The organism is Domibacillus indicus (assembly GCF_000970685.1).
Classification (GTDB): domain Bacteria; phylum Bacillota; class Bacilli; order Bacillales; family Domibacillaceae; genus Domibacillus; species Domibacillus indicus.
In genome coordinates this window covers 1-13,008 of the sequence record NZ_LAJB01000032.1, presented here as the reverse complement: position 1 = coordinate 13,008, position 13,008 = coordinate 1, and the positions used below count along the sequence as shown (strand labels likewise).

13 protein-coding genes are annotated in these 13,008 nt (G+C 41.3%); 7 read left to right on the top strand and 6 right to left on the bottom strand.

Annotation, left to right across the window (positions count from 1 at the left end):
* Positions 1-60 precede the first annotated feature (60 nt).
* A complete protein-coding gene (locus tag VP98_RS18155; RefSeq protein WP_046176773.1) occupies positions 61-357 on the bottom strand; it encodes a putative quinol monooxygenase in 297 nt (98 codons plus the stop codon).
* 45 nt (positions 358-402) lie between these two features.
* Positions 403-1,038 carry a nitroreductase family protein gene (locus tag VP98_RS18150; RefSeq protein ID WP_046176772.1) on the bottom strand — a complete coding sequence of 212 codons (636 nt, stop codon included), beginning with the start codon at positions 1,036-1,038 and terminating at the stop codon, positions 403-405.
* A gap of 259 nt (positions 1,039-1,297) precedes the next feature.
* Here VP98_RS18150 and VP98_RS18145 point away from each other — a divergent pair, with 259 nt between their 5' ends.
* Positions 1,298-1,699 carry a DoxX family protein gene (locus VP98_RS18145; protein WP_046176771.1) on the top strand — a complete coding sequence of 134 codons (402 nt, stop codon included), beginning with the start codon at positions 1,298-1,300 and terminating at the stop codon, positions 1,697-1,699.
* 137 nt (positions 1,700-1,836) lie between these two features.
* Here VP98_RS18145 and VP98_RS18140 read toward each other — a convergent pair whose 3' ends face one another.
* The gene (locus VP98_RS18140; RefSeq protein ID WP_046176775.1) at positions 1,837-3,384 is read right to left on the bottom strand and encodes a bifunctional GNAT family N-acetyltransferase/carbon-nitrogen hydrolase family protein; all 1,548 of its coding nucleotides are present in this window, start codon (positions 3,382-3,384) and stop codon (positions 1,837-1,839) included.
* 257 nt (positions 3,385-3,641) lie between these two features.
* Here VP98_RS18140 and VP98_RS18135 point away from each other — a divergent pair, with 257 nt between their 5' ends.
* Entirely contained in the window at positions 3,642-4,316 is a 675-nt protein-coding gene (locus VP98_RS18135) for an NAD(P)H-dependent oxidoreductase (RefSeq protein WP_046176770.1), read from the top strand.
* A 129-nt stretch (positions 4,317-4,445) separates the two neighbouring features.
* Here the strand turns inward: VP98_RS18135 and VP98_RS19145 are convergent, their stop codons facing one another.
* Both VP98_RS19145 and VP98_RS18130 read right to left on the bottom strand, forming a co-directional pair.
* A complete protein-coding gene (locus VP98_RS19145; RefSeq protein ID WP_197076622.1) occupies positions 4,446-4,589 on the bottom strand; it encodes a hypothetical protein in 144 nt (47 codons plus the stop codon).
* A 192-nt stretch (positions 4,590-4,781) separates the two neighbouring features.
* Complete coding sequence (locus VP98_RS18130; protein ID WP_046176769.1) at positions 4,782-6,284, bottom strand: malate:quinone oxidoreductase; 1,503 nt, start codon at positions 6,282-6,284, stop codon at positions 4,782-4,784.
* 366 nt (positions 6,285-6,650) lie between these two features.
* Between VP98_RS18130 and VP98_RS18125 the strand changes: the two genes are divergently transcribed.
* The 5 genes from VP98_RS18125 (at position 6,651) to VP98_RS18105 (ending at position 11,393) form a co-directional block, all read left to right on the top strand.
* On the top strand, positions 6,651-7,073 hold the full coding sequence (locus VP98_RS18125) for a molybdopterin-binding protein (protein ID WP_046176768.1): 423 nt from the start codon (positions 6,651-6,653) through the stop codon (positions 7,071-7,073).
* Positions 7,074-7,441: 368 nt separating this feature from the next.
* Positions 7,442-8,515, top strand: coding sequence for an iron-siderophore ABC transporter substrate-binding protein (locus VP98_RS18120; protein WP_046176767.1), 1,074 nt, complete (start codon positions 7,442-7,444; stop codon positions 8,513-8,515).
* The gene (locus VP98_RS18115) at positions 8,516-9,550 is read left to right on the top strand and encodes a FecCD family ABC transporter permease (RefSeq protein WP_046176766.1); all 1,035 of its coding nucleotides are present in this window, start codon (positions 8,516-8,518) and stop codon (positions 9,548-9,550) included.
* A complete protein-coding gene (locus VP98_RS18110) occupies positions 9,547-10,578 on the top strand; it encodes a FecCD family ABC transporter permease (RefSeq protein ID WP_046176765.1) in 1,032 nt (343 codons plus the stop codon). The genes VP98_RS18115 and VP98_RS18110 overlap by 4 nt, the downstream gene beginning before the upstream one ends.
* On the top strand, positions 10,578-11,393 hold the full coding sequence (locus VP98_RS18105) for an ABC transporter ATP-binding protein (protein WP_046176764.1): 816 nt from the start codon (positions 10,578-10,580) through the stop codon (positions 11,391-11,393). The genes VP98_RS18110 and VP98_RS18105 overlap by 1 nt, the downstream gene beginning before the upstream one ends.
* 207 nt (positions 11,394-11,600) lie before the next feature.
* Here the strand turns inward: VP98_RS18105 and VP98_RS18100 are convergent, their stop codons facing one another.
* On the bottom strand, positions 11,601-12,833 hold the full coding sequence (locus VP98_RS18100; RefSeq protein WP_052712294.1) for an endo-1,4-beta-xylanase: 1,233 nt from the start codon (positions 12,831-12,833) through the stop codon (positions 11,601-11,603).
* Positions 12,834-13,008: the final 175 nt, after the last annotated feature.

Genomic DNA, 13,008 nt, shown 5'->3' with positions numbered 1-13,008 from the left:
ATACTTTTTTCACTTTCATTATCTAACTTGCTGATGCTGCAAAACTGCTCTTTTGTAAAATTATAATTCTATCGGCTGCCCCGCATATGCTTTTACCGATAATGGTGCAGCCAGAAAATTCTTTGCCTGACTGACAAACGATGTAAAGTGCTCGCTTTTATTGTGCAAGGCAACCGCTTCTTCATCCTGCCACACTTCGACCATTGTAAACGTGTTTTCTTTTTCTACAGCTTTATGAAGAGTATACGAAATATTTCCGCTTTCCTCGCGTGAAGCCGCAATCAGCGGCTGAAGCCCTTCTAAGAATTCAGCCTGTTTTGCTGGATCGACTTGAAACTCTGCATGAATAATAATCATAAAATACCATCCTTTTCTTTTGCTAACATAGTATACGGCCTAGTTTTACTTCCACTGGGCCACTTTTTCAATTGGAAGACGGACAGATTGATGTCCCTCATCTGCTGCTTTGCCAATGGAGATAAGCATTACCGGGATGTATCGGTCTTTCTCTAATCCAAATGCTTCAGCAATTTTATCTTTCTCATACCCGCCAATAGGATTGGTATCATATCCGTATGCACGGGCAGCAAGCATAATCTGCATTGACACAAGGCCGCCGTCAACCAGCACAACATCTTCCATCTCTTCCCGTGAAATGGTTTCAAAATAACCGGAAAACGAGTTGAAGATTCCTTCTTTTACCTCTTTAGGCATATATCCTTTTTCTACTGCCTGACCATAGATTTCTTCAAATTTTTCAAAGTTATTAATATCTCCAAAAACAGCAATTACAGCAGCCGATGTTTGAACCTGGTTCTGGTTAAATCGGGCAAGCGGAGCCAGTTTTTCTTTTGCTTCGGGACTTTCGATAATCAGAAACCGCCAGGGCTGCATATTTACGGAAGAAGGAGCTGTAGTCGCCGCCTCAAGAATTTCCGTCATCTCTTCCCTGCTGATTTTCACGGACGGATCATAATTTTTAATGGAACGGCGCTCTTTGACAATTTTATTGAAGTCATTTGTTTTTTGTGTAGTCATTGCTGAAAATCTCCTCTTTGCATCTGAGTAATCTTAACTGCAATTCATGTTAAACCTGTCACGCTTATTTTACAAATTATTTATACTTTTATACTTTGGGACGAAATAAAGCATTATGAATCACTCCTCAATAGGCAGCCTTCTTTCTTCAAAAGGCGAATAGCGTTAGAATAAAAATGGCCTTTATTTCTTAAAATAATCTACCTGGAAGGCCGGAAATTCCTTTTTGGAAATATATTCAACGGAAGAGGGCAGAAGTATGGCTGTAAATATTGGACTGTTACTTATTCGGCTCGTTGTTGGCTTAACCTTTGTAGGGCACGGTGCCCAAAAATTATTCGGCTGGTTTGGAGGCACGGGTATATCCGGAACAGGAAGCTTTCTTGAGGCAGTAGGCATTAAAGAAGGCGCAAAGGTCTGGGCGATACTTGCAGGTTTGTTCGAATTGATAGGCGGACTGCTTTTTGCAGCGGGCGTTCTTTCCTGGCTGGGGGCGATCATGATTGTTATTGTGATGATCGATGCCATTTTCACCGTGCACGGCAAAAACGGATACTGGGCTAATAATGGCGGCTTTGAATATAATTTTGTTTTAATTGCTGTTGCTGTCGGTGTCGCTTTAATCGGTCCCGGTGACCTTGTTTTGCTTTACAAGCCTTGATAAGCTTTTTACAGCTGCTGGAGTATTGCTGCTTGGATGTAATCTGAAGAAGATACAGACAGTCTCTTCTTTTAATAAAATGAAAAAGACTGACGGTTTATCGTCAGTCTTTTTTTGCAAGCATAGCTGTTCCCGGCTTATTCTGACTTTAATTCCTTGAGCTCAATTCGGTACAAATCACGCCGGCGGTCGCGCAGCTGCCTCACTGAACCTGCGTTCCGGGAGCGCCGCAATTTTTCAAGGTCCACATCACCAACGACTACCGTGTCAACATTTGCATCACATTCTCCAACAATCCCATCTCTTGCGAATCCAAAATCCGAAGGCGAAAAAATACCGGATTGGGCGTATTGAATATCCATGTTTTCTACATGGGTTAAGTTGCCGACCGTTCCGGCAAGGCAGACATATGCCTGGTTCTCAACAGCTCGTGCCTGCGCACAGTAGCGGACACGGAGATATCCCTGCCGATCGTCTGTGCAGAATGGAACAAAAATAATATTTGCCCCCTGATCAACAGCAATACGGGCAAGCTCGGGAAACTCAATATCATAGCAAATCTGGATGGCAATTTTTCCGCAATCCGTGTCAAACACTTCGATTTTATTCCCTTCCGCGATGCCCCACCATTTTTGCTCATTCGGTGTGGCATGAATCTTTTCTTGCTTCTCAATGGTTCCGTCACGGCGGAATAAGTAAGCTACGTTAAAAATACTTCCGTTATTTTCTACGAAGTGCGATCCCCCGATGATATTAACGTTGTACCGAACAGCCAGCTCTGTAAACAGTTCGATATATTGGTCAGTGTATGTAGCAAGCCGCCGAACAGCCCGGTCCGGCCGTTTTTCTTCAAGGAAGGACATCAGCTGCGTCGTAAACAGTTCTGGAAAAACGGCGAAATCCGACCCAAAGTCAGCCGCCACGTCGACATAATACTCAACCTGGCGGGCGAAATCTTCAAATGAATCAATTTTCTTCATCATGTATTGAATGGCACAAATTCTCACCGGAAAAGAAGCACGGTACACACGGCGCGACTTGGGAAGATAGTCAATATTATTCCATTCCATTAGTGTAGCGAATGATTCAGAGGCCGCATCATCCGGGAGATATCGTGTATTAATCCGTTTAATCGTAAACCCCTCAAGAAGCTGAAAGGACAACACGGGATCATAAATGCTGTGCTTCTCAACAGCCGTCACATATTCACGCGGTGTCAGCCTGTCCTTATATTTATGGTAATTTGGAATTCTTCCGCCAATAATAATGCTCTGCAGATTTAATTGCCGGGCCAGTTCTTTTCGTGCCTCATAAAGGCGGTGCCCGATTTTCATCCGGCGGTATTCCGGGTCTACCATTACCTCAATCCCATATAAGTTGAATCCATCAGGATCGTGGTTGGTGATATACCCGTCGTCTGTAATTGTGTTCCAGGTATGCTGGTCGTCATATTCATCAAAGTTCACAATAAGGCTTGAACAGGAGCCTACAATTTTGTCTTCGTATTCTACGCAGAACTGGCCCTCTGGAAAAATCCTGATATGGCTTTCCAGCTGATCCCGCTTCCACGGCTCCATGCCCGGAAAGCAGCGATTCCAGAGCTTCATAATCTCGTCAATATCTTCATATCGTATATTGCGGACAATAATTTTTTTCTCGTATTTTGATATATCCGTTTCCGACATGCTTCCACGTCCTTTTTCAGTATGTAACGTTTTGGGTAAAATAGGCCTTCCTTTACCTACCCTTTCTTTTGCTGGCATAAACTAAAATTCTCTTTTTCTCTTATGCGGACACGGAAATGAAACGGCTTTTCCGTTTTTAAGCAAACCGTTTTTCTTTTTCCCGTTCCTTCTCTATACTAGTTCTTGTTATAAACGAAGTACCTGCGGGCATACTACGTATGCAAAAACATGAAGGCAAAAGGAGTTTTTACATATTTATGAACCATTCCGTCACAAAACAGGATATTTTACATGCGTTTGAATTTAGACACGCAACCAAAGAATTTGATCCGAAAAAAAAGATAGCAAAAGAGGATTTTGAGGTTATTTTAGAAGCAGCCCGCCTGTCGCCGAGCTCCGTCGGTTATGAGCCCTGGAAGTTTTTAATCGTCCAGAATTCTGACCTTCGTGAAAAATTGCGTGAAGTTTCCTGGGGAGCACAGGGGCAGCTGCCGACTGCAAGCCACTTCGTGATCATTCTTGCCCGAACAATCAAGGACACAAAATATGATTCAGAATACGTGAAAAATCAAATGCTGAATGTGAAAAAATTCCCCGCTGAAGTATTTGATAAAATCAAAGACCGTTACAAATCATTTCAAGAAGAAGACCTTAATCTGCTGGAAAACGAACGCACCATGCTCGATTGGGCCGGAAAGCAAACATATATTGCCCTCGCTAACATGATGACGACCGCTGCTTTACTTGGCATTGATTCCTGTCCAATTGAAGGTTTTCACTTTGAAAAAGTGCAAAAGCTGTTAGAAGAAGAAAATTTGCTTGAAGACGGGCATTTAGCTGTCTCTGTTATGGCAGCATTTGGCTACCGGAAAAATGAACCGCGCCCCAAAACAAGAAAAGAAATGAAAGACATCGTTCAGTGGATTGAATAAAAAATCATTCTTTAATGAAAAAGAGCTGCCTGAGGACCTTTTCTCAAGCAGCTCTTCTCGGTTTATTTCTCAGCTTTATTTCAGCGCCTAATGAGGGGCATGCTTCTTTATTAAACAGCAGGCAAACCATTATTCATCATCTACTTCGCCGTCTCCCATTTCATCTTCTTCCTCTTCAATTTGCTCTCCCTCATCAGGATTCTCATCATTTCCACAGCCCGCCACTGAAAGAACAGAAAAGGTTAAGAAAAGGGATAATAGAAACTTTTTCATCGATTAAATCCTCCTTTTCTCTTTAGCTTCCCCGGACTTTTTTGCATTATACAGGCGCTTTAACAGAACGGCTTTCCTGGAGCCGGGTTCTTCGCAGCTTTTCCAATTGTAAATAAAAAAACCTTCAATCCTGGAATAGAGATTAAAGGTTCGACTTTTTACTTTTATATCTTTATTTCTACACTCGAAGAATCAGCTGAAAGCTGGCTTTTTTTCGTTTAACCCAAGGGCTTGTGCTGTTGATGTGTGAACTTCGCGCAGAAGCTCCGGATTTTCCATTAATGACATACCATAAGAAGGAATCATTTCTTTAATTTTTGCTTCCCACTCTTTTATACGGTCAGGGAAACATTTTGTGATGACTTCCAGCATAACATGAACTGCGGTAGAAGCCCCTGGAGAAGCGCCAAGCAATGCTGCTATTGAACCATCAGCGGCTGTGACCACTTCCGTTCCAAATTGAAGCGTCCCTTTGCCTCCAGCTTCCGTGTCTTTAATTACCTGCACACGCTGGCCCGCTACCACCAAATCCCAATCCTCACTTTTGGCATTCGGGATAAATTCACGCAGCTCTTCCATTCGTTTTTCTTTTGATAACATCACTTGTTGGACTAGGTAGTTTGTTAATGACATATTTTTAGCCCCTGCCGACAGCATGGTTAATAGATTATCCGGTTTTACGGAGGTGACCAAATCAAGCATTGAACCGGTTTTTAAAAACTTTGGCGAAAAACCGGCAAACGGCCCAAACAGCAGTGACTTTTTGTCATCAATAAATCTTGTATCAAGATGCGGCACAGACATTGGCGGAGCGCCGACCTTCGCCTTTCCATATACTTTTGCGTGATGCTGCGCCACAACATCTGGATTGTTGCATACCATAAAGATTCCGCTTACCGGGAACCCTCCCATATGCTTTCCTTCAGGAATACCGGATTTTTGCAGTAAATGCAGGCTTCCTCCTCCGCCTCCAATAAAGACGAATTTTGCCGTATGGCGTTCAACCGCACCCGTGTCAAGGTTTCGAACTTTCAATTCCCACAGGCCATCGCTGGTGCGTTTAATATCATTGACACTATGTTTATAGTTTATATTGACATTTTGACTTGCAAGATGGTCAAACAGCATGCGCGTTAAGGCGCCAAAATTGACGTCGGTTCCTGAATCAATTTTTGTTGCCGCTATCGGTTCACTCGTTGGACGGTCTTGCATAATAAGCGGAATCCATTCCATTAACTTTTCCGGAGTATCAGAAAATTCCATCCCCTGAAACAATGGATTTTTTGAGAGCGCTTCAAAACGTTTTTTCAAAAACGCTACATTTTCTTCTCCCATCACTAAACTCATATGCGGCAATGACATAATAAAATCCTGGGGATTCTTTATCAGCCCGCAGTTTACAAGATGGGACCAAAACTGCATGGAAACCTGAAACTGCTCATTAATGTTTATCGCTTTACTAATATCTACAGATCCATCCGGTTTTTCAACCGTATAGTTTAGCTCGCACAGTGCCGCATGCCCAGTTCCTGCATTGTTCCACTCGTTAGAGCTTTCCTCTCCGGCTTTTGAGAGCTTTTCAAATACTTCGATTTTCCAGTCCGGCGCTAATTCTTTTAGAAGTGTCCCCAGAGTCGCACTCATAATTCCGGCACCAATTAAGATAACGTCTGTTTTATTCTGTATGCTGCTCATTATACCCTTCCTTATCCCCTAATATTTGCAAAAAACTTCGGCGTCACAAAAAGCAAGGCGCGGCCTGTTTACACACCTTTTTGTTTCCATTATAACCATACCATATTCTATTATAATAATTTATGGGTTAAAATATCTACTGTTATCTGATAATTATAAGTTATTTAACAGTTAGCAGAGAAGTAGAAAGCCTGATCACAGATGGACAAGGTATTGGAAGAAAGAACATTGGCGGCAGAAAAAAACAAAAAATCTCTCATGTAAATAAAAAATGGTGACGCATTCATTTAATTTATTGTACCTCACCTAATTGGAATGCATGGTTCATATACATGCTTTATGAGCTTTTTTACTCAGGAGGAAGTTATGGACCGTTCAAGCCGCTATAAAGCAGATCCATATTTATTGACACGCAGTCTGCAACCGGAAAACCAGGAGACACCTATTCAGTTTATCAAGACTGATATTATCGATAATAAATTATTTTACAGGCGGAGCAAGCAGTTAATTAAAGGAATCGCCTGGACAGGCAAAGGCTTTGTTACAAAGACAGAAATAAGTGTAGACGGCGGGAGCACCTGGCTGAATGCAAAATTAGAGCCTGCTAAAAATGCCGGTTACGGCTGGAAAGCATGGTCTTATGAATGGACTGTATTAAGGAAAGCTGAGTATATGATTATGTCAAAAGCAACGGATTCATATGGCCGAACCCAGCCAGCAGTACCTTTTTGGAATAAAAAAGGTTACGGGTATAATGCTATTGATAAAATCAATGTCAAAGTAAAATAGCAAAAAGTGGCTCTTTCTTTTTATAAATAATCAGAGCAGGAAGCTGCATTTCTGCTCTGAACTACTTTATAGACCCTATTAATCCCATCATATCCGGTTTTATACCGATTACTCAATGCAGTTGATCTTCTATTAAAACGGTCTCCTATATCTTTCTTTTCTTCATTTATCTCTTCATCAAGAAGGCTCTCCTTAATAGAAGGAATTCTCCCTTCTCTCTTATTGAATTCCTTCTACGATCTTTAATTCTCATAGTTATGGCCTGCGTTGTATTATCAATAATGTATTGACAGCCTATCAAATAGGATATATATTGATGATAATGATAATTATTATCAAATAAACTTATATTAGGAAAGGGTATACAAATGAATAAAAAACGGAAAATTTCATTATTTACAACATTACTGGTTGCTATGCTTATGATTGTGCTAGCCGGTTGTTCAAGCCAGCAATCAAGTTCACAATCCGAACCAGCTTCGGATGAAGCATCTAAAACGGAAACAGCTGATTCCGGAAATGCAAAAACGGAATATCCGATCGTAATCAAGCATGCATTTGGCGAATCTACAATTGAAGAAAAGCCTGAACGTGTTGCTACGATTGCATGGTCAAATCACGATGTTGCTCTTGCTCTTGGCGTTGTGCCTGTAGGTTTCTCAGCTGCAAACTACGGTGTTCAGGACGACAGCGGAATGTTACCCTGGACTCAAGAGAAATTAAAAGAGCTTGGCGCAGAAACACCAACTATCTTCCAGGATACGGACGGTTTAGATTTAGAAGCCATTGCAGATACTAATCCAGATGTGATTCTTGCGGCATATTCGGGTATTACTCAAGAAGAATATGACACATTAAGTGAAATTGCTCCAGTTGTTGCTTATCAAACCAGCCCATGGGTAGCTTCATGGCGTGAACAAGTTACATACAATTCAATGGGTATGGGCATGGAAAAAGAAGGCGAACAACTTATTGCTGATACAGAGAAATTAATTGAAGATAAAGCAAGTGAATATCCTGAAATTAAAGGTAAAAAAGCTGCATTCATAAGCCTTGATGGCGCCGATCTGTCCAAGTTCTTCGTCTATTCACCAGCAGACCCGCGTGGTGAGTTCCTTACGGAGTTAGGGATGGAATATCCTGAAAGTATTACAAGTGAAATAACCGATCCAAATAGTTTCTATATAGAAGTAAGTGCTGAAAATGCAGATATGCTTAACGATGCTGAAATTTTGGTATCATATGGTGATGATAAAACACTTGCAGCCCTGCAAGCTGATCCAATTCTCGGAAAAATACCAGCGGTAGAGAGAGGCTCTGTTGTTATTATTGGGGATAACACTCCACTTGCAGCAGCAGGAACTCCAAGTCCACTTGCAATTGAATATTCAATTGATGAGTACTTAACTTTACTTTCAGAAGCTGCAAACAAAGTGAAATAAATGAATAATACAGCCGTTTCTGAAAATAAGCAGTTGCTTATACCGAAAAATTTCATAAAAGTATTGATACTTTCTATTGTTCTACTCGGTATATGTGTATTGGCTTCTCTTGCCTTCGGGTCTCGTGCAGTTGGATGGAATGAGCTGATGGATGGCTTGTTTCATCCTGATGTACAGTCCCACGGAGCAAATGTTGTCCGCCAGAGAATTGCTAGAACTGTATTTAGTCTTATGTGTGGCGCTGCATTAGGAGTTTCTGGGGCTCTAATGCAGGCAGTCACCCGCAATCCTATTGCAGATCCCAGTATATTAGGAGTCAACACAGGAGCAGCACTGTTCGTTGTTTGCGGGATTTCCTTTTTCAATATTGGTACTGCGGGCCAATATATCTGGCTGGCGTTAGCAGGAGCAATCATAACTGCCATTTTTGTATTCGGAATTGGTTCCATGGGGAGTGGCGGTGCCACGCCCCTTAAACTCGTTTTAGCGGGTGCCGCTACAAGTGCTGCGTTATCATCTCTCGTAATGGCCATTATGATCCCCCGCTCAAACGTTATGGATCAATTTAGATTCTGGCAGGTAGGCAGTGTTGGAGCCGGAAATTGGAACTCTATCTCTGTATTTATTCCTTTTCTTATTGTTGGAATACTAATCGCCCTGTTTTCAGCACCCGCACTAAATGCCATAGCGTTAGGTGATGAAGCAGCTACAGGATTGGGTGTACGTACCGGAACACTTAGACTTGTGGCCGCATTTGGAGGAGTGCTGTTATGCGGGGCGGCAACAGCGCTGGCAGGTCCTATTGGCTTTATCGGTTTATTGGCAACACATATGATTCGACTCGTTATTGGTCCTGATTTACGATATATTATCCCTATGTCCGCTCTGTCAGGTGCAATTATACTGACTATATCAGATGTATGCGGCCGGATTCTAGGAAGTCCCGGTGAGCTTGAAGTTGGTGTAGTTACAGCATTTATTGGAGCACCTATTTTAATCTTAATAACTATGAAAGCGAAAATGCGTACGTTATGATGAATGAATCAATGCATCTTATTATAGCAGGCAGAACAAAGAGACGTCGTCGTTTTTTCCTTGTGACTTCCTTGCTTGCGATCATTTCCTTCGCTCTTTGCTGCACGATGCTTATGCTGGGAAACACCATTTATCCTTTTTCAGATGTAATAAGTGTTCTACTGGGTGAGAAAGTAAAAGGGGCATCATTTGCAGTTGGGACGATACGTTTTCCAAGGATGGTTGCAGGTATTTTTGCTGGATTTGCTTTTGGTGTTGCCGGAACTGTCTTTCAAACAATGCTTCGTAATCCCCTGGCAAATCCAAATGTTATCGGAATAACAGCCGGTTCAAGTGCGGCTGCTGTTTTTTGCATCATCGTCCTTCATGCAAGTAATGCCTTTGTTTCTATTGCTTCTATTATTGGCGGGCTTGCCACAGTAATAGTCATTTTTCTATTATCAAGAGGGGCTTCTTTTTCAATTGGCAGATTAATATTAATTGGAATTGGAATTCAAGCAATGCTGAATGCTGTGATATCTTACTTATTACTTATTGGCCAGCAGCATGATATTCCTACTGCAATGAGATGGCTGAGCGGCAGTTTAAACGGAGCTAAAATGGAGAACCTTTACCCTCTTATCATTACCGTTCTTATCTTCGGGCCAATTATCATTATGCTCGGGAAACGACTAGATATGCTAGAACTTGGAGAGCAGGCAGCAACCTCGCTTGGAGTCAATACTGATAAAACAAGACTTGCGCTTATTATCAGTTCCGTGCTTATTATTGCGCTAGCTACTGCTGCAACAGGACCAATCGCATTTGTCGCATTTCTTGCCGGGCCTATTGCAAAAAGACTGGTTGGTGCCGGATTTTCAACTATTATTCCAGCAGGTCTTGTTGGCATCATTTTAGTTTTAGCATCAGATCTTATTGGACAATTCGCATTCGCTGCTAGATACCCTGTAGGTGTCATCACAGGCATTCTTGGAGCGCCATATTTGATCTACCTGCTAATCCGAATGAATCGTAAGGGAGATTTATAATGAAACCGACACATACTTTTCAATCTGAAGGAATCACTGCCGGATACGATAATAGAACCATTCTGCATGATGTAAGTATTTCAATTCCAAGTAATAAAATAAGCATTATTATCGGAGCCAATGGCTGCGGTAAATCTACATTGCTTAAAACAATGGCCAGACTTATTAAACCTGCTTCTGGTCAGGTTACGCTGGACGGAAAACCAATTAATAAAATTCCGCCAAAGCAGCTGGCTCGCGTATTAGGACTTTTGCCTCAATCACCTATTGTTCCCGAGGGAATAACGGTTGCAGATTTAGTTGGACGAGGCAGATATCCGCACCAAACGTTTTTAAAAGGCTGGACAAAAAAAGATTATGAAGCTGTTGCTGAAGCAATGGACATGATGAACATCACTGAATTTGCTGACCGAAATATCGATGAGCTTTCAGGCGGCCAAAGACAGCGTGTATGGATTGCCATGGCTCTCGCGCAACAAACAGACATATTGTTTCTTGATGAACCGACAACTTATTTAGATATCACCTATCAAGTTGAAATTCTTGACCTGCTGACAGATCTTAACCGAAAATACGGAACAACAATTGTGATGGTTCTTCATGACATCAACCTGTCCGCACGTTATGCAGACCATATTTTTGCTCTTCATCATGGAAAGCTTGTTGCAGAAGGCGAGCCAGCAAAGGTCATAACAAGCAAATTGATTGAAGACGTTTTTGGTCTTCACTGCACTGTGGTAAAAGACCCCGTTTCGGATTCTCCTTCTGTAGTGCCAATCGGACGATATCATAATAAACTAAGAATGTATTCTTAACTAAAGAAAGATTAACAACCCTGCATAGGCCGCGGCAAGCCAGTACTTTCCGCGGCCTATGCAGATAAAAGTAAAATATAATGTTCGAATGCCATCGGAGATGACCTCGAACCTTGATTTTTACTGTTAGACATAATCATATTTTTATCAAACAAAATGAATCAAAACAAAGCTATTCCCGACAACAATGGAATAGCTTTGTTTTATTTAGATTACAAACTGTTCTGTTTCAGCATTTTTCTCTAATCTGAAGCTTACCTTCTTACCACCACATAAAAGGTCGTAATCACCAAGGAATCCTTCAAATGCTACCATTCCGTTGTCATCCGTTTTAGAAGTTATATTTGTACACCAGTCATCTTTGATCAGTTTCTTTAAAACTTCATATGCTGGTTTTGAGCTGTTATCTTTTCTGATAAACCCGGCAGGAGCACCAAGCCATGCACCGTCGTCGCTGAAGGACCAGGTTGTAATCGCTCCCACAAGAGGATGTTTAAACAAAATAGAATACATTTCTTCTACTTCTTTTGCCTGACGCTCTTCAAATTCTGGTGTAGAAGGCCATTCTGAAAGCTGATAATCATTCAAATCTTCAATTTCAGGCGGCATGAGATGTCCAGATGTCAATGTATTTTCCGTAAAGTGAATCGGAAGACCGAAATGTGAGAAACGTTTTAATACTTCTTCTAATTTTTCACGTCCCCAATATCCTTGATGCTGATGTGACTGAATACCAATCGCATCAATTTGGATACCTGCATTTAAGCAGCCATCAATTAAGATTTCATAGTTAATAGATGTATTAAAGTCATTTAATAATAGTGTCGCATCTGGATTATATTCGCGTGTTTTTGCAAACATTTCTTTTATGATGCCGATACGGCCAAGGTCTTTACTGATTCTTGTAATACCATTGTCGCACTTATCAAAGATGGGCATGATCACAACTTCATTGATCACATCCCACATATCGATGAGCCCATTGAAATCTGCTGCCTCCCGTTCAATTCTAGCAAACTGCGCTTTAAGGATTTCTTCATTGTTCATATCAAGAAGCCATGGAGCAGTTAGGGTGTGCCAGCAAAGCGGGTGTCCTTTTACGGCTATGTTTCTTTCTTTTAACCATTGAGCGGCTGCTTTTAATTCTTTTGTGCGTGGTTTTCCTTTTTCAGGTTCGAACGTTCCCCAATAGAAAGGCAGTGTGGCAGCGTTAAATACGTCCAAGAACTTATCCAGTTTGGCTTCCTGAAATGCAAGTCTGTCTGCCGGTACATTTTTGTTTGCTACATCGATTGCATCAAAAATACCGCAGCCAAATAAGAACTTATGATTGGCCTGCTTAATTTCAATTTCTTCGCCTGCAACAGGATTTCCGGATGCATCCACAAATTTAATTGTTTTGCCCGCCATTCGATGTGCCAATTCATTTGTTTGCCCCATTTTATTCCCTCCATTTCGGTAAGCGCTTTCGTAAAGACCATTAAAGAAAGCACTTTATTACTATTTATAAATTTTAACAAACTTAGTTTAATAAGAAAACAAAGTAAATTAAAGTTTTTGTTTTAAAAATTAAAGTTTTTTTGTCATCATAAATATTATTTCCTGCCCGCATTCT